The 19,372-nt window shown below is 65.2% G+C and carries 19 protein-coding genes; 5 read left to right on the top strand and 14 right to left on the bottom strand.

Going from position 1 to position 19,372, the window contains the following annotated elements; genetic code table 11:
• Positions 1–85: 85 nt before the first annotated feature.
• Both coaE and mnmA read right to left on the bottom strand, forming a co-directional pair.
• Positions 86–685 carry a dephospho-CoA kinase gene (gene coaE / locus GS424_RS14580; protein WP_154333060.1) on the bottom strand — a complete coding sequence of 200 codons (600 nt, stop codon included), beginning with the start codon at positions 683–685 and terminating at the stop codon, positions 86–88.
• On the bottom strand, positions 682–1,749 hold the full coding sequence (gene mnmA, locus GS424_RS14585) for a tRNA 2-thiouridine(34) synthase MnmA (RefSeq protein WP_244977569.1): 1,068 nt from the start codon (positions 1,747–1,749) through the stop codon (positions 682–684). The genes coaE and mnmA overlap by 4 nt, the downstream gene beginning before the upstream one ends.
• Positions 1,750–2,081: 332 nt before the next feature.
• Here mnmA and GS424_RS14590 point away from each other — a divergent pair, with 332 nt between their 5' ends.
• Positions 2,082–4,013 carry an acyltransferase family protein gene (locus tag GS424_RS14590; protein ID WP_160941207.1) on the top strand — a complete coding sequence of 644 codons (1,932 nt, stop codon included), beginning with the start codon at positions 2,082–2,084 and terminating at the stop codon, positions 4,011–4,013.
• Between the two features lie 156 nt (positions 4,014–4,169).
• Positions 4,170–5,486 (top strand): NCS2 family permease, encoded by a 1,317-nt coding sequence (locus GS424_RS14595; RefSeq protein WP_160941208.1) that lies wholly within the window; start codon positions 4,170–4,172, stop codon positions 5,484–5,486.
• Between the two features lie 113 nt (positions 5,487–5,599).
• On the opposite strand, the gene rpsA is transcribed toward GS424_RS14595, so the two are convergent.
• The 4 genes from rpsA to GS424_RS14615 all read right to left on the bottom strand — a co-directional run bounded on the left by rpsA (position 5,600) and on the right by GS424_RS14615 (position 9,327).
• Positions 5,600–6,817, bottom strand: a complete 1,218-nt coding sequence (gene rpsA, locus GS424_RS14600) for a 30S ribosomal protein S1 (RefSeq protein WP_154333057.1) — start codon at positions 6,815–6,817, stop codon at positions 5,600–5,602.
• Positions 6,818–7,051: 234 nt separating this feature from the next.
• Complete coding sequence (locus GS424_RS14605) at positions 7,052–7,462, bottom strand: Fur family transcriptional regulator (protein ID WP_160941209.1); 411 nt, start codon at positions 7,460–7,462, stop codon at positions 7,052–7,054.
• 230 nt (positions 7,463–7,692) lie between these two features.
• Positions 7,693–8,031: a P-II family nitrogen regulator gene (locus GS424_RS14610; protein WP_160941210.1), complete on the bottom strand. Its 339-nt coding sequence runs from the start codon at positions 8,029–8,031 to the stop codon at positions 7,693–7,695.
• Positions 8,032–8,046: 15 nt separating this feature from the next.
• Positions 8,047–9,327 carry an ammonium transporter gene (locus tag GS424_RS14615; RefSeq protein WP_244977570.1) on the bottom strand — a complete coding sequence of 427 codons (1,281 nt, stop codon included), beginning with the start codon at positions 9,325–9,327 and terminating at the stop codon, positions 8,047–8,049.
• 181 nt (positions 9,328–9,508) lie between these two features.
• Between GS424_RS14615 and GS424_RS14620 the strand changes: the two genes are divergently transcribed.
• Together GS424_RS14620 and GS424_RS14625 are read left to right on the top strand one after the other, a co-directional pair.
• The gene (locus GS424_RS14620) at positions 9,509–10,036 is read left to right on the top strand and encodes a GNAT family N-acetyltransferase (RefSeq protein WP_160941211.1); all 528 of its coding nucleotides are present in this window, start codon (positions 9,509–9,511) and stop codon (positions 10,034–10,036) included.
• 81 nt (positions 10,037–10,117) lie between these two features.
• On the top strand, positions 10,118–10,291 hold the full coding sequence (locus GS424_RS14625) for a YegP family protein (RefSeq protein ID WP_154333052.1): 174 nt from the start codon (positions 10,118–10,120) through the stop codon (positions 10,289–10,291).
• A gap of 124 nt (positions 10,292–10,415) precedes the next feature.
• Here GS424_RS14625 and GS424_RS14630 read toward each other — a convergent pair whose 3' ends face one another.
• The 7 genes from GS424_RS14630 to accB all read right to left on the bottom strand — a co-directional run bounded on the left by GS424_RS14630 (position 10,416) and on the right by accB (position 18,014).
• Positions 10,416–11,468, bottom strand: coding sequence for an inorganic phosphate transporter (locus GS424_RS14630; RefSeq protein ID WP_160941212.1), 1,053 nt, complete (start codon positions 11,466–11,468; stop codon positions 10,416–10,418).
• Positions 11,469–11,666: 198 nt separating this feature from the next.
• Positions 11,667–13,544, bottom strand: a complete 1,878-nt coding sequence (gene dxs / locus GS424_RS14635; protein WP_160941213.1) for a 1-deoxy-D-xylulose-5-phosphate synthase — start codon at positions 13,542–13,544, stop codon at positions 11,667–11,669.
• An 18-nt stretch (positions 13,545–13,562) separates the two neighbouring features.
• Positions 13,563–13,823: an exodeoxyribonuclease VII small subunit gene (locus tag GS424_RS14640; RefSeq protein ID WP_160941214.1), complete on the bottom strand. Its 261-nt coding sequence runs from the start codon at positions 13,821–13,823 to the stop codon at positions 13,563–13,565.
• On the bottom strand, positions 13,813–14,400 hold the full coding sequence (gene nusB / locus GS424_RS14645; RefSeq protein ID WP_160941215.1) for a transcription antitermination factor NusB: 588 nt from the start codon (positions 14,398–14,400) through the stop codon (positions 13,813–13,815). The genes GS424_RS14640 and nusB overlap by 11 nt, the downstream gene beginning before the upstream one ends.
• Positions 14,401–14,425: 25 nt before the next feature.
• A complete protein-coding gene (locus GS424_RS14650) occupies positions 14,426–14,773 on the bottom strand; it encodes an Asp23/Gls24 family envelope stress response protein (RefSeq protein ID WP_154333047.1) in 348 nt (115 codons plus the stop codon).
• Positions 14,770–16,122: an acetyl-CoA carboxylase biotin carboxylase subunit gene (accC, locus tag GS424_RS14655; protein ID WP_160941216.1), complete on the bottom strand. Its 1,353-nt coding sequence runs from the start codon at positions 16,120–16,122 to the stop codon at positions 14,770–14,772. Before accC ends, GS424_RS14650 begins: the two co-directional genes overlap by 4 nt.
• Positions 16,122–18,014 (bottom strand): acetyl-CoA carboxylase biotin carboxyl carrier protein, encoded by a 1,893-nt coding sequence (gene accB / locus GS424_RS14660; RefSeq protein WP_160941217.1) that lies wholly within the window; start codon positions 18,012–18,014, stop codon positions 16,122–16,124. Before accB ends, accC begins: the two co-directional genes overlap by 1 nt.
• Before the next feature lie 234 nt (positions 18,015–18,248).
• Here accB and GS424_RS14665 point away from each other — a divergent pair, with 234 nt between their 5' ends.
• Positions 18,249–18,554, top strand: a complete 306-nt coding sequence (locus GS424_RS14665; RefSeq protein WP_244977571.1) for a helix-turn-helix domain-containing protein — start codon at positions 18,249–18,251, stop codon at positions 18,552–18,554.
• Between the two features lie 64 nt (positions 18,555–18,618).
• Here the strand turns inward: GS424_RS14665 and efp are convergent, their stop codons facing one another.
• Positions 18,619–19,179, bottom strand: a complete 561-nt coding sequence (gene efp, locus GS424_RS14670) for an elongation factor P (RefSeq protein WP_154333043.1) — start codon at positions 19,177–19,179, stop codon at positions 18,619–18,621.
• Between the last annotated feature and the right edge of the window lie 193 nt (positions 19,180–19,372).

Consider the following 19,372-nt stretch of genomic DNA (forward strand, 5'->3'; position numbering starts at 1 on the left):
GCCGGGAGGGTCGCGGCACGGCCCAGACAAAAAAGGGCCCCGGTTCGTCCGAACCGGGGCCCCTCCCACACGTAGCGCTACGCTCTTACAGGTCCTTCGAGTAGTCTCCCCACCAGGCGAGCACCTTGTTGCGCATCTCGTCGGGGGTGCCGTCGTTGTTGAACACCACGTCGGACGCCTCGATGCGGTCGGCGTCGGTGATCTGCTGGGCGATGCGGCGACGCACGTCGGTCTCGTCCCAGCCGCTCTTCACGGCGCGCTCGATGCGCAGGTCGATGGGCGCGAGCACGGCGATCACCACGTCGGCATCGTAGGCGAGCGAAGTTTGGCGGTTCTTGAACACCGAGTGCTCCACCACCACGGCCTTGTGGCCCTCGGTCTCCAGCTCGGCGATGCGGTCGGTGAACGCTTCTTCGATGCGCGGCAGCGTGATGCGGTTGAGCTTGCGCGTTTCCGCGGGGCTCACGAACGCCTTGGCGGCCAACGCGCGGCGATCGATCTCGCCGTCGGCTCCCAGGATATCCTCGCCGAACGTCTCGACGAGCTCGGCCTTCACCGTATCCCACGTGAGGACGTCGTGGCCTACCTGGTCGAGATCAATGTTCGGCAAACCCTGCTCGACGAGCACCTTGCGGGCCGTGGACTTGCCGGCTCCCATGCCGCCGATGATGAACAGCTTCTTCATGCGTGCACTACCTCCTCAATCATGCCGCCTCCCAATACGGTATCGCCGTCGTAGAGTACGGCGTATTGGCCCGGCGCCGTGGTTGGCTGCGGACTCCGCAGCGCGATCGATACGCGCTGGTTGTCTTCCGGCTCTATGATACACGCACAGGGACGGCTCCGGTAGCGAAGTTTCACCATCGCGTCATACGGGTCGCCGAGCGTTGGAAAAGCCTGCCAGTTCATGGCGCCCACCACCACGCCGTCGATGAGCGTGTCGTCGACGAACCCCACCACGAGCTCGCCGGTCGAGGGACGCTTCTCCACCACGTAATACGGCTCGGGACCGGCCACGCCGATGCCCTTGCGCTGCCCCACCGTGTAATTCGACAAACCGTCGTGGCGGCCGAGCACCGTCCCCGCGCGGTCCACGATCGCGCCAGGCGCGTCTTCCACGCCATGCGCGCGCAAGAACGGCCGGTAGTCGCCCTCGATGAAGCAGTTGTCCTGGCTCTCGGCCTTCTCAGCCACGACGAGGCCCAGGTCGGCCGCGATCACGCGCACCTCCGCCTTCGTCATGGCGCCAAGCGGCAGCACGAGGCGCGCCAGCTGCTCCTGGCTCAGCAACGACAGCATGTAGCTTTGATCCTTACGGGCGTCGAGGGCCGTCTTCACCACGAATCGGCCCGAGTCGGCAAGGCGGGCAATGCGCGCATAGTGGCCGGTGGCGATGCGCTCGCATCCGCACTCGTCAGCGGCGCGCAGCAGCGTGGGCATCTTGCAGCGCGCGTTGCAGCCCACGCACGGGCTGGGCGTGAGGCCGTCCGCATACGACGAGACGAAAGGCTCCACCACGCAACGCTCGAAGGCGTCGACGCACGACGGCACCACGTGGGGAATGCCCAGTTGGGAGCACACGGTTGCCGCGTCGGCCACCGCGCGCTCGGTGGCGGCGTTGTCGCGGAAGCGGCACGTGACGCCCACCACTTCGTACCCGGCGCGCATGAGCAGCGCCGCCGACACCGCGCTGTCCACCCCGCCGCTCATCCCGAGCGCGATGCGCCCGTTCCCTCGATCGTCCGACACGCGGCACGTCCTTTCCCGTCGCGCGGACGCCTCGCACGCGCCCGCGTTCGCCTGGTTCGCCCCCAGTATAAAGGAAGCGGGGAGTTCTTGGGGACGAAGCCTCCCTTTGGCACAGGCGCGCCACGCGCCCGGCGCGAAGGGAGACGCGCAAACTCGCACGCCGTTGCCGAGCCGAAAAGCCGACGGCGAAACCGATGTTTCAATATTTCGTGGAAAGACCTGTCTTCGCGATCCATTACCGCTACAGCGCCGTCCCGTTGTGCAAACATTGCTATACTGAAAACTTGCGCCTTACGCGCTGAGAGCTGCTATGCAGGAGGGTCATACTAAAGATGCCGGGGACGAAATCACGCTACATTCCTGCGCTCGACGGATTGCGCGCATTCGCCGTCCTCGCCGTCATCGCCTACCACCTGGGCATGCAATGGGCCCCGGGCGGCCTGTTGGGCGTCACGGTGTTCTTCGTGCTGTCGGGCTATCTCATCACCAGCCTGCTGCTCATCGAATGGGACAACACCGACACCATCAACCTGCCGCAGTTCTGGCTGCGTCGCGTGCGGCGGCTTATGCCGGCCATCGTGCTGGTCATCGTGTGCACGGCCGCGCTGTGCGTGCTGCTCGATCACAGCCTGCTCACGAAACTGCGCGAGGACATGTGGGCCGCGCTGCTCTGGGTGACGAACTGGTGGTACATCTTCCAGGACGTGTCGTACTTCGACGCGCTGGGCGCCCCGTCGCCGCTCACCCACTTCTGGTCGCTCGCCATCGAGGAGCAGTTCTACCTCATCTGGCCCGTCGTGCTGCTCGTCGCCCACAAGCTGGGCGTGAAGCGCACCACCATGCGCAACGTCACCCTCGCGGTGGCCTTGCTGTCCGCGCTCGAGATGGCGCTGCTGTACAACCCGCTGGACGACCCGAGCCGCGTGTACTACGGCACCGACACGCGCGCGTTCTCGCTGCTCATCGGCGCATGGCTCGCATTCGTGTGGCCTTCGCACCTGCTGGGCGCTCAGGAGGGCGTGCACCTCACGAAGCAGGTGCGCAGCATCCTCGACGGCGTGGGGCTCGCCGCGCTCGTGGCGCTTCTGGGCCTCATCGTGTTCGTGGACGGCTTCTCGCCGTTCCTCTACCGCGGCGGCATCCTGCTGGCCTCCATCCTCACCGCCATCGTCATCGCGGTGATGGTGCATCCCGCCAGCCTCCTCGGACGCATCGCCGGAGTGAAGCCGCTCGTGTGGATCGGCCTGCGCTCGTACGGCATCTACCTGTGGCACTTCCCGTTGTTCCTGCTCATGAACCCGCGCAACTTCACGGGCGAAACGCCGTGGTGGATGTACCTCGTGCAGGTGGCCGTCGTGTTCGCCTGCGCCGCATTCTCGTACCGCTTCGTGGAGAACCCCCTGCGCAAGGGCGCCATCGGCACGTTCGTGAAGGGCGTGCGCGAGCACACCATCGACCTGCGAGACTGGATGACCCGCCATGCGCTGCTGTACGGTGCCGGCGCCCTGGTCGTCATCGTGGCCGTCGTCGGCCTTATCGTCGTGCCTCCCACCTCGGCCATCGGTGCCGCCGACCTGCTGAAGGACGACCAGGCCCACACTTCGCAGATGCCCGAGCTGCCCGTCGACGACACGGCGGCCGAGCCGCCCAAGCTCGACGTGCTCATGATCGGCGACTCGGTATCGGTGCGCGCCATCCCGCAGTTCGAGGAGGCGTTCCCCTACGGCGCCCTCGATGCCGCCGTGAACCGCCAGCTGTACGCCGGCCAGGAAACGTTCGACTTCTACAACGAGCAGAACATCGTGGGCGGCGTGGTGGTGTTCGCCCTCGGCACGAACGGCGCGGCGAGCGACGAGCAGCTCGACGAGCTCATCGCGGCGGCCGGCCCCGATCGTCAGGTGTTCTTCGTGAACACGCGCAGCCCGCAATCGTGGGTCGGGCAGACCAACGGCGCCATGTTCGATGCGACCGACCGCCACGACAACGTGCACGTGATCGACTGGTACACCGCAAGCGCCGATCACGACGAATACTTCGACGGCGACGGCACACACCTCACCGAGGAGGGCGCGCAGGCCTACATCGGGCTCATCCACGACACCGTGGAGCCGCTGCTGCCCGAACACGCCGAAAGCGACGAGGCCGCGGTGGTCAAGTCGCCGCTGGAGCTGGCCTCCGAAGACGCGCAGAAGGCCGCGTCCGACGCCGTGCATGCCCTCGTCGCCAGCGCGGCGAAGGGCATGGCACCCCAACCCCAGCAGTAGCGCAACGGCGACGACCGTCCGACCCGTCCAACCTCCCCAATAGAATGCGGAAACCCTTTCCGTTTCGTAATCGGCCCTGTACAATGCGAAAGTGGCAGTGTACAAAGGGGGATTTCCTGCTAAGCAGGCCCACACGAATCACGAGGGGGTTTATTCATGCTGGACAAGTTCTTCAAGATTTCAGCGAGAGGGAGCACCGTCTCCACTGAGATCATCGGCGGCTTGACGACGTTTCTCGCCATGTCGTACATCATCGCGGTCAACCCGGCGATGATGGAGGCGGCGGGCATCCCGTTCAACGCCGCGCTGACCGCGACCTGCTTCGGCGCCGCCATCATGACGGTCGCGATGGGCCTGTTCGCAAACCGTCCCATCGCGCTCGCTTCAGGAATGGGCATCAACGCCATCGTCGCGTACTCGCTGTGCCTTGGCCTGGGCGTCGATTGGCGCGTGGCCATGGCCGTCGTCTTCCTCGAGGGCATCCTGATCCTGCTGCTCGTGCTGTGCGGCCTGCGCAAGGCCGTCATGGACGCGATCCCCGTATCGCTCAGGCGCGCCATCGGCATCGGCATCGGCCTGTTCATCGCGTTCATCGGGTTGAAGGGCGGCGGGTTCATCGCCGCGGACGAGTCGACGTTCCTCGCACTGGGCGACCTCACGAGCCCGGCCGCCATCGTGGCCGCCATCTCCATCATCGTGGCCGTGGTGCTCACCGCCATCAACCTCAAAGGCGCGCTGCTCATCTCCATCGTGGCGGCCACCATCGTCGGCATCCCGATGGGCGTGACGCCTCCCATCACCGATTTCTCGTTCGCGCCCGACTTCTCCGCCTTCGCGGCGCCGTTCCAGACTACGCCCGACGGCATGCTGGCCATCGCGCAGGTCATCGTGCAGCCCGTGCTGCTGTTGTTCGTGTTCAGCCTGCTCATGAGCGACTTCTTCGACACGATGGGCACCGTGGTGGCCGTGGGCAGCCGCGCAGGCTTCGTGGACAAGAAGGGCGACGTCGAGGACGTGCAGCCCATCCTCATCGTCGACTCAGCCGCAGCGGCCGCCGGCGGCTTCATCGGCGCGAGCTCCATCACGTCGTTCGTGGAGTCCGTCTCCGGCGCGGCGGCGGGTGCGCGCACCGGCCTGTCGAACATCGTCATCGGCATCGCGTTCGTCGTATGCGCGTTCCTCGCGCCCGTCATCGGCATGGTGACGAGCTCGGCCACCTGCGGCGCGCTCGTCGTGGTGGGCTACCTCATGATGACCGAGATCGGCGAGATCGACTGGAGCGACATCTCGTCGGCGTTCCCGGCGTTCCTCACCATCGTCGGCATCCCCATGACGTACTCCATCGCCAACGGCATCGGCCTCGGCTTCATCTCCTACTGCATCATCAAGACCGCGCAGGGCAAGGTTCGCGACGTGAAGCCCCTCATGTGGGTGGCTGCGCTCGCCTTCCTCGCCTCGTTCGTCTTCGCGTAGGGGCAACGCACGCAAAACAGGGGCCGTCGCGCGCGAACGCGACGGCCCGGCAACGCAAAGAGGGCCGGTCTTACGACCGGCCCTCTTATTCGTGCGTGGTATGAAGCGAGAAGTTACTCCGCAGCCTCGGGAGCGGCAGCTTCCTCGGCGGGAGCGTCGGCCTTCTCGACCTTCTTCTTGGCCGGCTTCTCCTCAACCTGGATGGACTCGTCCACTTCGATCTCGAAGCCCAGGTCGGCCGCGGCGGCCTTCATGGACAGGGAGATGCGGCGACGCTCGGGGTTGATCTCCATGACCTTCACCTTCACCTCGTCGCCGGCCTTCACGACCTGAGCCGGGGTGTCGATGTGGCGCATGGCCATCTCGGAGATGTGCACGAGGCCCTCGATGGACTGGCCGAGCTCGATGAACGCGCCGAACGGCACGATCTTCGTCACCTTGCCGTCGACGATGGTGCCCACCGGGTAGCTCTCGACGAGCTTGACCCACGGATCCTCCGTCGTCTGCTTGAGGCCGAGCGAGATGCGCTCGCGCTGCAGATCGACATCCAGAACCTCGACCTCGACCTCGTCGCCCACCTTGACGACCTCGGACGGATGGTTGACGTGGTTCCAAGACAGCTCGGAGATGTGCACCAGGCCGTCGATGCCGCCGAGGTCGACGAACGCGCCGAAGTCGACGATCGAGGAAACGGTGCCCTTGAGGCGCATGCCCTTCGAGAGCTTCGCGAGGATCTCGGCACGCTCGTTCTTGCGGCCTTCCTCGAGCAGCACGCGGCGGGACAGCACGACGTTGTTGCGGTTGCGGTCCATCTCGATGACGCGGGCTTCGATCTCGGTGCCCAGGTACATGTCGAGGTCCTTGACGCGACGGAGGTCGACCAGCGACGCCGGCAGGAAGCCGCGCAGGCCGATGTCGAGGATGAGGCCGCCCTTGACGACTTCGATGACCTCGCCCGTAACCACTTCGCCGGCCTTGAACTTCTCTTCGACGCGAATCCAAGCACGCTCGTACTCGGCACGCTTCTTGGAGAGGATCAGGCGACCGTCCTTGTCTTCCTTCTGGAGCACGAGGGCTTCGATCTTCTCGCCCAGCTCGACGATGTCGGACGGGTCGGCATCCTTGCGGATGGACAGCTCGCGCGACGGGATGACGCCCTCGCTCTTGAAGCCGATGTCGACGAGCACCTCGTCGTGCTCGATCTTGACGACCGTACCGTCGACCAGGTCGCCCTCGTCGAACTCGGTCAGCGTGCCGTCGATCATCGCGTTCATCTGCTCATCGGAGATGTCCTCGAAGTCGATGACGGACGTGTTTTTGATTTCGGTCAAAACGGACCCCTTTCAAATTCCTGCCAATCGGGGACCCTTCGTCATGATTACTTGCTACTTCACCATGTTCGCTTGTGCAAGAAACTTGCCCGTGCAGCGGTGTAACAAACATGTCTCGGGGGCCTACATTACTATACGCTTACAGCTTGTGCATTATAAGCCATAGTAGTATAGCACAGCGGCACCTGAGGTCTGCGCTCTTTTTAGCGAACCCTCACGATAATTTCCGAGGCGCTACCCCTTCGCCTGGCATGCAGCGCACACGCCGTCGAAGATGATCTCGTGGTGCTCGATGGTGAAGCCGTGCGCGTCGGACACGTGCGACACGATGTCGTCCTGATAGGGCATGTCGATGTCGAACACGCCGCCGCACACGCGGCACTTTGCGTGATAGTGCGGCTTGTTGAGGAAGTCGTAGCGGTCGGCGCCGTTGGGAACCTCCACGCGCAGGACCTCGCCGCGATTCGCCAGCACGCCGAGGTTGCGGTACACCGTGGCGCGCGAGATGTTGGGGTGGCGCTCGCGCACCACTTCGTACACGTCGGCCGAGGTCGGGTGGTTGTGCAGCGATTGCACCGCCTCCAGGACGAGCGCTCGCTGAATGGTGTTGCGCGTGGTCGCGCGCTCTGCAGTTTCCGTAGCCATGGTAATCCTGTCGTTCGCATACCTAACCATACTATTGATCAATTAGGATTATATATCATTAGCATGGCGATGGAAAGCGCCCAGGATAAACGGCCCCCACCCTCCCGCGAACGACCACAACCAACAGCCCCGCACGCGCGTTGCGAAACGCGCCCTTCACATGCGCTCCCGCGCACGAGAGGGACGCGCGGGAGAGGGCGACGCCGAGGACGCCCCCTCCCCCGCGTCGCTTACAGCGCTTCCGGGCCGTGCTCGCCGGTGCGGATGCGAACGACGTCTTCCACCGGGAAGATGAAGATCTTGCCGTCCCCCACCTCGCCGGTGCGCGCCGTGGCGCGGATGAGGTCGACGAGCGGGCCCACCTCCGCGTCGTCCACCACGAGCTCGAATTTCACCTTGGGAATCATGTTCAACATGACCTCGGTGCCGCGGTAGTACTCCTTCCAGCCGTGCTGCTTGCCGCAGCCCTGCACCTGTGAGATGGTCATGCCCGACACCTGCGCGGCGAACAGCGCCTCCTTGAGCGATTCGAGCTTCTCGGGCCGCACGATAGCCGTGATCTTCTTCATGTTCGCGCTCCTTTCCTAATCGAGGCCCACGTAGGCCGGGTAGGCGCTCTCGCCGTGGGCGGCCACGTCGAGGCCCTGCGCTTCCTCGGCCTCGCTCACGCGCAGGCTGCCCCTGAAGCACGCCTTGATGATGAAGCCCAACACCACGTCGAGCACGCCCACGAACACGACCGTCACGAGGATGCCGAGCACCTGCGCGCCCAGCAGCGAGGGATCGCCCGTGTAGAACAGACCGCCGAATTCGGTCCACGAAAGCTCGGGCACGCAGAACAGCCCGGTCAGCACGCCACCCGTGACGCCGCCGATGGCATGGATGCCGAACGCGTCGAGCGCGTCGTCGTAGCCGAGCTTCCGCTTGAGGAACGAGACGGCGAAGTAGCACACGGGCGACACGACGAGGCCCATGACCACCGCGGCCCACAGCTCCACGAAGCCCGCCGCCGGCGTGATGACCACGAGGCCGGCCACCAGCCCCGTCGCCGCGCCCACGAGCGTGGGCTTGCCCGCGCGCACACGTTCGATGAGCATCCACGACACGAGCGCCGCGCCCGACGCCACCACGGTGTTCACCAGCGCAAGCGCCGCCACGCCGTCGGGGGCGAACTCGGAACCTGCGTTGAAGCCGAACCAGCCGAACCACAGCAGCGTGGCGCCCAACGCGACGAACGGCACGTTGTGGGGACGGTAGCTCACCATGCCGAACCCGCGCCGCTTGCCTGCGATCAGGCAGAGGATGAGGCCCGTGAGGCCGGACGAGATGTGCACCACGTCGCCGCCCGCGAAATCGAGCGCCCCGATGGTGTCGCCCACGAGGCTGCCCTCGCCGCCCCACACCATGTGCGCGAGCGGCGGGTACACCACCACGGTCCACACGACCACGAACGCGCACACCGCGCCGAACTTCACGCGACCGGCCACCGCGCCCGTGATGATGGCCGTGGTGATCATGCAGAACGCCAGCTGAAACACCACGTCGGCCATCGCGGGATACGCGTCGTGACTCAGCGCTTCGGGCGCCTCGCTCGTGATGTCGGCCACGAGCCCTTGCAGACCGATCTGATCGAAGCCCCCGAAGAACGGAATCGAGCCGTCGCCGCCGTACGCGAACGACCAGCCGCACACCGTCCACGTGATGCCGACGATGCCGAGCACCGCGAACGACATGATCATCGTGTTCACGACGTTCTTGCGGCGGCTCAAGCCCCCGTAGAAGAACGCCAAACCCGGCGTCATCAGCAGGACGAGCATCGCGCAAACGATCATGAAGCCCGTCGACCCTGTGTCGAACATATGCATCTACCTCCTTGAAAATCGCACGTCCCATCGGTTACGCCTCGATGATCCCACGCTTTGACCTGGTGTTGAGCCGCATCTGCCACTGTTAACACGCCGGGAAACGTCTTGTAACAAACACGAAGCGGCCGCGTTACAATAGGGAAACATGCACGACCGCCCCACCCGCGAAAGGTTGCCTTCCATGAGCATCGCATTCGACGCCGTTCGAACCGCCGACGATCGACAGCGCCTCGCCGCGCTGGCCGACGAGATCTGGCACGAGTACTGGCCCGCCCTCATCGGCGACGCGCAAACCGACTACATGGTGGAGAACTTCCAAAGCCTCGGCGCCATCGAGCGCGACATGCGCGAGCACGCCTACGAGTACTGGTTCCTGCGCGCCGAGGACGACGGGCGCATCGTGGGGTACACGGGGGGCCGCGTGGAGCCCGAGACGAACCGCTACTTCATCTCGAAGGTGTACCTGCGGGCCGAGGAACGCGGCAAGGGCTTCGCCTCGCAGGCCATCGCGTTCTACGAACGGCTCTGCGGCGAGCGCGGCCTCGAGGCGATGTACCTCACGGTGAACAAGCAGAACGACCTGGGTATTCGCGCCTATCTCGGCAAGGGATTCGAAACCGTCGACGCGGTTGAGACCGACATCGGCAACGGCTTCGTCATGGACGACTTCATCATGGAAAAACGCCTCAAACCTCAACCCTTGGTTTAATCGCCTGAGCAGGTCGAACCGCGCTCGCCGAGCGGTGTATGATCGACGCACCCGCTCAACATTCGAGAAAGGTGCAGTCGTATGGGAAAGTTCGTGATCAGGACCACCGATGCAGGATGCCACTTCGTGCTGAAGGCCGACAACGGCGAGATCATCGCCACGTCGCAGGTGTACACGACGAAGGAATCTTGCAAGAAGGGCATCGAGAGCGTCAAGAAGAACGCCCCCGAAGCCAACGTGGTAGAAGAGGACTAGCGAGCACGTCCGAGATCGCTTGGCGCGGCAGAGGCTCGAGGATACGAGCGTCGTCGGCCGCGCACTTCGCACGCCGCGTCCGTCGCGAACGGGCGCGGCGTGCGCGTTTTCGGGCGCGCCCGTTCTAGAACAGCATCAGGAACAAGTGTGTGAACGCGAAGGCCAGGAGGCCGCAGCCGGGGAACGTGAGGATCCAGGTGAGCACCATCCTGCCGGCCAGCCCCCATTTCACCGTGCGGATGCTCTTCTCGGCGCCCACGCCCATGATGGCCGTGGTCTTCGTGTGCGTGGTGGACACGGGCATGCCGGTGAACGTGGCCAGGCCGATGCAGAAGCAGGCCGACAGGCACGCCGCGAAGCCCTGGTACTGCTCCATCTTCACCATGTTCATGCCCACGGACTTGATGATCTTCTTGCCGCCCACGGCCGTGCCCAGCGCCATCGTGGCCGACACGAGGATGATCAGCCAGAACGGGAATTCCACGTTCGAGTCCACCGCGCCGCTCATGCCGATCATGATGCCCAGCATGCACAGCGACAGGAACTTTTGGCCGTCCTGCGCGCCGTGGAGCACGGCCACGCCCGCACCCGAGATGATCTGCGCCCACTTGAAGAACGAGTTCGCCTTCGCACGGTTTGCTTGCCAGCAGAGCTTCTTGATGAGCCGGGTGAACAGCCATCCGGTGCCGAAGCCCAAAAACGTGGAGATGACCAGGCCGTAGATGACCTTCACCCACTCGTCGCCGTTCACGCCGGCCAGGCCGCCCTGCAAGGCGATGGCCGCTCCGGTGATACCGGCGATGAGCGAATGGCTCTGCGACGTGGGGATGCCGAAATACCATGCCGTAACGCCCCAGACGATGATGGCAACCATGGCGGCGCCCAGCGCGATGAGCGCCGCATGGTTATCGCCGCCGAAATCGACCATCTTGAAGATGGTCAGCGCCACGGCCGACGACACGGCGGTGATGGCGGCGAGTCCCACGAAGTTGCACACCGCCGCCATCGCGATGGCGGGACCCGGCCTCATGGCCTTCGTCCCCACCACGGTGGCGATCGCGTTGGGAGCGTCGGTCGCGCCGTTCACCACGGTCGCGCCGAGCGTCAGAACAACGATGAGGGCGAGTACCGGATCGCCCATGAGCGCCCCGACGAACGCCCCTAAATCATAGCTCATGCCGGTTTCCTCCACACCCGATCGTTCAGGACAAAGCACTCGGAGCAATGATAGTGATAAATTGTCAGGATTGGGCAACGGAAAGATCAAGTTTAGGTAAAATCGCTCGTCGAACGCCCAAAACCTCCTGGGTGAATGTAAAGAAAAGCGCCGCCCGCGCGGTGCGGGCGGCGCTCGAAGGTCGAGCGGAATGCAGCCTCAACGAGCGAGACGCTGCTCCACGGACTCGGCGATGCCCTCGGCATCGAGGCCCAGATCGTGCAGCAGCTGGTTCGACGAACCCTGGGGCACGAACGTGTCGGGGATGCCCAGCGTCAGCGCGGGGACGGCGGCGCCTTGGCGGGCCAGCTCGTTCAGCACGCCCTCGCCCACGCCTCCGGAGATGATGCCGCCCTCCACCGTCACGACGAGCTTCGTCTTCGCCGCGCGGGCGATTTCGTCCACGTCGAGGGGCTTGGCCCAACGCATGTCCACCACGCGCGCGTCGATGCCGCGCACGGCCAGCAGGGCCGCTGCCGCCTTGGCCCGCGACACCATGCGCCCGAACGCGAGGATGGCCACGTCGTCGCCCTCGCGAACCACGCGCGCCTTCCCCTCCTCCAGCACCTGCGGCTCGTCGGGCAGCGCGACGCCTTCAGCCGCCCCGCGCGGGTAGCGGATGGCGAAGGGGCCGCCCAGCTCGAGCGCCGTGTGCAGCGCATGCACGAGTTCGGCCTCGTCGGAGGGGGCCAGCACCCGCATGTGCGGGATCATGCGCATGTACGCGAGATCGAACATGCCGTGGTGCGTGGGGCCGTCCTCGCCCACGATGCCGGCACGGTCGATGGCGAACACCACGTCGAGATTCGGCAGGGCGTTGTTGATAATGACCTGGTCGATGGCGCGCTGGAGGAACGTTGAGTAGATCGCCACGACCGGCTTCTTGCCGCCCAACGCCAAGCCGCTGGCCAGGCCCACCGCGTGTTCCTCGGCGATGCCGGCGTCCACGAAGCGGTCGGGGAACTCCTCGGCGTACGCGTCGAGGCCCGTGCCGCCCTTCATGGCGGCCGTGATGGCCACGATGCGCTCGTCGCGACGCGCCTCGGCGGCAAGCGCCTTGCCGAACACGCTTGTGTACGACGGCGCCGACGCGGGCTTCTTCTTCACGTCGCCCGTGGCGATGTCGAACGGCGCGACGCCGTGGAACTTCTCGGGGTTCTGAACCGCCGGCGCGTAGCCGGCACCCTTGCGCGTGACCACGTGCACGAGCACGGGCACGTCGGTGTGCAGCACGGTGGCCAGCGTTTCCTTGAGCAGGCCGATGTCGTGTCCGTCGATGGGCGCCGTGCACAGGATGCCCAGCTGCTCGAAGATCATCGAGCGCGGGATGACGAACTGCTTCATCGACTCCTTCATGTTGCGCCCGAAGTTCGCGAGCGCGTTGCCGAGCGCTCCGCTGCTCTCGAGCGCCTCCTGCAGAGAATCGCGCGTCTGGCGGTACTGCGGGGTGGCGCGCATGTAGCCGAGGTGCTTCATGAGCGCGCCGACGTTGCGCGAGATGGACATCTCGTTGTCGTTGAGGATGATCACCATGGGCGTCTGCGCCTGGCCGATGTGGTTGAGCGCCTCGAACGCCATGCCGCCCGACAGCGCCGCGTCGCCGATGACGGCCACGATCTTCTCGTCGCCGCCCGACAGCTCGCGCGCCTGCGCCAGGCCGAGCGCCACCGACAGCGAGTCGGACGCGTGGCCGGACGGGTGCACGTCGTAGGGGCTCTCGTCGGGCTTCGGGAACCCGGACAGGCCGCCGTACGTGCGCAGCGTGCTGAAATCGTCGAGGCGACCGGTGATCAGCTTGTGCGCGTAGGCCTGGTGGCCCACGTCGAACACGATCTTGTCATGGGGGCAGTCGAGCATGCTGTGCGTGGCGAGGATGATCTCCACCGCGCCGAGCGACGAGGCCACGTGGCCGCCGGTTTGGGACGCCGTCGTGACGATCTCCTCGCGCACCTCCTGCGCCAGGATGGACAGCTCCTCGTTCGTGAGCAGCTTCAGGTCGGCAGGGGACGACACCATATCGAGAATACGCTTATCCATATGCATCCTTACCAGGGGCTACGCCGAAACCGGCGCACCCGTCTCCTGTGCGGGCGCGTCGTCGGACGGCTCGTCCGACTCCCCGTCCGCTTCCTCGACGCTCTGTTGCGTTTCGATATTCTCCTCGAGCAGGTCGCTGGCGCGCAGCCCGAGTCCTACCGCCTCTTCGTACAGGGCGAGCGCATCGTCGAGCGCCAGCTCGTCGTCGCTCACCGCGTCGACGATCTCGTCGAGGCGGGTTTTCACCGCCTCGAAGCTATCATACGACTCAAGCGCCATGGGAAGGCTCTCCTTCCGGCGACTCGTCGTTCTGCGCCGCGAGGGGCTTCTCCTGGTCGCGCTCGTTATCCGCAGCGCCCTGGGAGGGGTCGTCGGAAGCGGCGTCGCCATCGGCGGGCATCTCGGGGTCGCCCTCCGATGCCGTCCCTTCGTCTTCCTCCCCCTCCAGCATCTTGGCGATGCGGCCGAGGATGCCGTTGACGAAACGGTGCGACTCGTCTTCGCCGCCGAAGTCCTTCGCCAGCTCCACCGCCTCGTTGATGGTGACCGAGGTGGGCACGTCGTCGATGTACATCATCTCGAACGTGGCCAACCGCAGGATGGAGCGGTCGACGATGGGCATGCGGGCCAGCGACCAGTTCTCGGACGTGGCCGCAAGGTGGTTGTCGATGGCGCAGCGATGGGATTCCACGCCCAGCACGAGCTTGAGCGCGTATTCGGGCAGCGGACCTTCCTCATCGAGGCGGCTGTTGCCCTCGGCGATCGCCGCAGGCGACTCGTCGGTTATCTCGCTCGTGTAGAGCACTTGGAGCGCGGCACGGCGCGCACTGGTTCGTTCATGTCGTTTGGCAGCCATATAGATTCTTAAAGCCTCCAGGCGTTTAGCGGGCGAACTGCATGCCGTCGATGTACACGTCCACGGCACCCACGGGAATGCCCACCTGGCTGGTCACCGCATCGGAGATAGCCTGGCGAATGCTGGCGGCGAGGTCGGGGAGCACGAAGCCGTAGTACACGTCCACGCGAATGGAAATCTGCAGCTTGTCGTCCTCTCCCACGGTGATCTCGATGCCCTGCGTGGTCGGCTTGCTGCCGAACACGGAGCGCAGGCCGCTCGTGCTGGACGGGCCGATGCAGGCCACGCCCTCCACGTCGTTGGCCGCAATGGACACGATGGTTTCGACGACGCCCGGCGCAAGCGCCATGCCGTCGACGTTGAGCTCTGTCATAGTACGTCTCCCATCTGGGTTTCGATGAAGTCGGTGGTCACGTCGCCCGAGCAGAACACCGCGTTGTCGAGCACGCGGCGATGGAACGCGATCGTGGTTTCGATGCCCTCGATCACGAACTCGTCGAGGGCGCGGCGACCGCGCGCGAGCACCTCTTCGCGATCCTGGCCGTACACCACGAGCTTCGCCACGAGCGAGTCATAGTACGGCGAGATGCGCGAGCCCGTGCGCACGTAGCTTTCCACGCGCACGCCGGGGCCGGCCGGGGCCTCGAACTTCGTGATGGTGCCGGGGCACGGGCGGAAGCCGTGCTGGGGGTCCTCCGCGTTGATGCGGAATTCCATCGCATGGCCCGCAGGCGAGAACGGCGCGCGATCGGCGCAGCTCATGGGCTCGCCGGAGGCGATGCGCAGCTGCTCCTTGATGATATCGGTGCCGGTGATCTGCTCGGTCACCGGGTGCTCCACCTGCACGCGCGTGTTCATCTCCATGAAGTAGAACGACCCGCGCTCGTCGAGCAGGAACTCGATGGTGCCGGCGTTCTTGTAGTTCGTGGCGCGCACGGCCTTGATGGCCGCCACGCCCATGGCGCGGCGCAGGTCCTCGGTCAGCGCCGGCGAGGGCGCTTCCTCGATGAGCTTCTGGTGGCGCCGCTGCACGGAGCAGTCGCGCTCGCACAGGGCGATGTTGTTGCCGAAGTCGTCGGCCAGCACCTGGATCTCCACGTGGCGCGGGCGCAGCACGAGCTTCTCCAGGTACACGCCGTCGTTGCCGAACGCGGCGCCGGCCTCGTTGCGGGCCGCCGCGTACTGCGCCTCGAGGTCGGCCGGGTCGTGCACTTCGCGCATGCCCTTGCCGCCGCCGCCCGCCGTGGCCTTGATGAGCACGGGGTAGCCGACGGTGTCGGCGAACGCCTTGGCCTCGGCCGCCGTGTCGATGCAGCCGTCGGAGCCCGGAACGGTGGGCACGCCGCACGCCTTCATGGTCTCGCGCGCGGAGCTCTTGTCGCCCATGCGCTCGATGCACTCGGGGCTGGGCCCGATGAACACGAGGTCGTTGTCGGCGCAGGCGCGGGCGAAGTCGGCGTTCTCGGCGAGGAAGCCGTAGCCGGGATGCACGGCCTCCGCACCGGTGGTCTTCGCCGCCGCGATGATGTTCGGTATGATGAGGTAGCTCTTGTTCGCCTGAGCAGGGCCGATGCACACGGCCTCGTCGGCGTACTGCACGGGATAGGTGTTGGCGTCCTCGGTCGAGTAGACCGCGACCGTCTTCACGCCCAGCTCCTTGCAGGCGCGCATCACGCGCAGGGCGACCTCGCCACGGTTGGCGATCAGGATCTTCTTAAACATTACGCCGTCTCCGGGGCCGGGGCCGGCGCGCCGTGCGGCTCGACGTAGAACAGCACCGTGCCGAACTCGACGGGGGACGCGTCCTCGAGGCACACCTCGCGGACGGTGCCCATCTCCTCGGCGGTGATCTCGTTCATCAGCTTCATGGCCTCGACGATGCACAGCGTCTGGTTGGCGGCAACCTCATCGCCCACCTGCACGAACGGAGGCTCGCCCGGCGCGGGGGACGAGTAGAACGTGCCCACCATGGGAGCCGTGACGGCATACCAGTCGGAGGGGCGCTCGACGTCGTCGTCAGCGGCGGCCGGAGCGGCGGCGGCAGGGGCCGGGGCCACGGCGGCAACCGGAGCGGCGGCCGCAGCGACGGCGGCGGCTTCGGAGGACAGGGTGCCCGGCATGCGCACGGCGATGCGGGTGCCCTCTTCCTCAACTACGATCTCGCCGACGCCGCTTTCCTCGGCGACGCGAACCAACTCGCGAATCTGATTGATGTCCACGTAATCGTCCTCCTTGGTGTGGCTCGACTCCTGCTCCATGAGGAAGTCGACCTTCTCCGATGTGCGGTGCTTGCTGAGGAACGTGCGCGCCTCGTTCGGGAACAAGGCGTACATGAGCACGTCTTCCTCGCTCTTCGCGAGGTCGCCGATCTCTTCTTCGACCTGCGCGTAGGTGGTGGTGACGAGCGAGCCGGGCGCCACATCGGGCGGCAGCATCTCGGAGTTGCCCACGACCTTCGCCACGATGTCCTTGTCCATGCGACCCGGCGCCTTGCCGTAGTAACCGCAGATGTAGTCCTTCATCTCCTTGGACACGACGCTCCAGCGCTTGCCGGTGAGCACGTTGAACACGGCCTGCGTGCCCACGATCTGCGACATCGGCGTCACGAGCGGCGGATAGCCCACCTCGGCGCGCACCTTCGGGATCTCCTTCATGACCTCGGGCAGGCGGTCGGCCGCGTTCTGGATTTCCAGCTGCGACACGAGGTTCGACATCATGCCGCCCGGCACCTGGTGCGAGTACACCTGCATGTGCGTGAGCGACGAGACGCCGCGCTTGTAGTGGCCGCGCTTGCGCACGCCCTCCCAGTATTCGGCGATCTCGAACAGCAGGTCGAGGTCGAGGCCGGTGTCGTAACGGCTCTCCTGGAGGGCGGCGACGATCATCTCGACGGCCGGATGCGAGTTGCCGAACGCCAGCGGCGCGTGGGCCGTGTCGGCGATGGCGGCGCCGGCTTCGGCGGCCTTGAGGATGTTGGCGGGCGCCATGCCGCCGACGTAGTGGCAGTGGATGTGCAGCGGCAAACCGATTTCGGCGTTGAAGGCCTTCACCATGCGCTCGGTGCGGTACGGCGTGAGCATGCCCGCCATGTCCTTGATGCAGATGGAGTCGGCACCGAGGTCCTTGAGCTTCTGACCGTAGTCGAGGAAGCTGTCGAGCGTGTGCACCGGCGACATCGTGTAGGAGATGGCGCCCTCGAAGTGGCCGCCGCATTCCTTGATGGCTTCGGCGTTGTCGACGACGTTGCGGATGTCGTTGAGCGCGTCGAATACGCGGAAGACATGAATGCCGTTGCGCTTGGAAGCCTTGATGAAGTGATTGCAGATGTCACGCGAATAGTGCTTGTATCCCACCAGGTTCTGACCGCGGGACAGCATAGCGAGCGGCGTGTTCGGCGTTTGCGCCTTGATGGATCGCAGTCGCTCCCACGGGTTCTCGTCGAGGAAGCGCATGCACGTGTCGAACGTTGCACCGCCCCACGCCTCGATGGCCCAGTACCCGACACGGTCCATTTTAGGCAGGATCGGCAGCATATCGCCGATCTGCATACGCGTGGCCCAGAGGCTTTGCTGGCCGTCACGGATGGTGGTATCCATGATCTGAAGCCTTGGCATGAACTCACACCCCCTTCGGTTTGCAGTTAGTCAAAGATCGAAACAAGAATTATAGAGTAACCCCACGCCGCATGAGCCACAACGGGACAAATTCACCGACAAGCAACAGATTTTGAGCGGCGGGAGGTTCATGCGCGCATACGTGTGCGGTGCGCTCATCAAAAAGACGCAGCATTGTAACCGCTGGATGACGGGTTGGGTTTTGCGCGCCGTTACGCTTTCTGCATGAGCGAGATGAGCAAAAACGAGAAGATGGCGCGCAAGGATCCCCTTGTCCAGCGCCTGTCCGCTGACTTGGGCAGCCGGCTTCTCGACGTGCGCACCTCCGAAGGGCTCCCCCAGACCAAGCTGGCCGAGATGGTGGGCACGAAACACCCGCGTATCAGCAACCTCGAAGGCGGCCTCGTGGACGTGCGGATCTCCGACATCGTCAAGCTGGCCCGCGCGCTCGACGTGGACCCCGGCACGCTGCTCGACCTCGCCGCCTACAAGCTGGAGGACTACCCCCTCCCCCCGCCCGACAACCACGCGCGATTGTAGCCGAACGAACGAGGGCGCCCTGCAGGGCGCCCTCGTTACGTACGTGCTCGCTTGGTGCGACGCGTTAGACGCGCTTGATGAAGCGGCCGTCGCGGGTGTCGATCTGCAGGATGTCGCCCATTTCGACGAACGTGGGAACCTGCACCTCGACGCCGGTTTCCAGCGTGGCGGGCTTCGTCGTGTTGGTGGCCGTGTCGCCCTTGAAGCCGGGCTCGGTGTGCGTGACCTCGAGCTCGACGAACATCTGGGGCTCGATGCTGATCAGCTCGTCGCCGGCGTACAGCAGCGACGCCTCGTCGTTCTCCTTGAGCCACTTCGCCGCCTCGCCCACGGTGTCGGCCGGGATGGCCATCTGCTCGAAGGTGTCGTTGTCCATGAAGTTGAAGTCGGCACCGTCGTTGTAGAGGTACTGCAGCTTCTTCGTCTCGAGACGCACGGACTCGACCTTGACACCGGCGTTGAACGTGTTGTCGATGACGCGGCCCGTCTTGATGTCGCGCAGCTTCGTGCGGACGAAGGCGCTGCCCTTGCCGGGCTTCACATGCTGGAACTCGACGATGGTGCACAGTTTGCCGTTAAACTCGATGCACATGCCGTTCTTGAAATCGGCGGTAGAGATAGCCATACTGGGTAATCCTTTCGTTCACGGGCGGTCCGCTGCGTGCCGCGGGGCCCGATCAGCGTTCAAACCGTTCCATTATACTCATGAAGGGCAGGCGCGATCCTCGCACATCAAGGGTATCAGAAAAAAATCAGGGCAGGGCGACCTCGACGATGCACGCGCACGCCGTCTCCCACCTGTTCACGCGGTCGCCAAC

The organism is Eggerthella guodeyinii (assembly GCF_009834925.2).
Lineage (GTDB): Bacteria > Actinomycetota > Coriobacteriia > Coriobacteriales > Eggerthellaceae > Eggerthella > Eggerthella guodeyinii.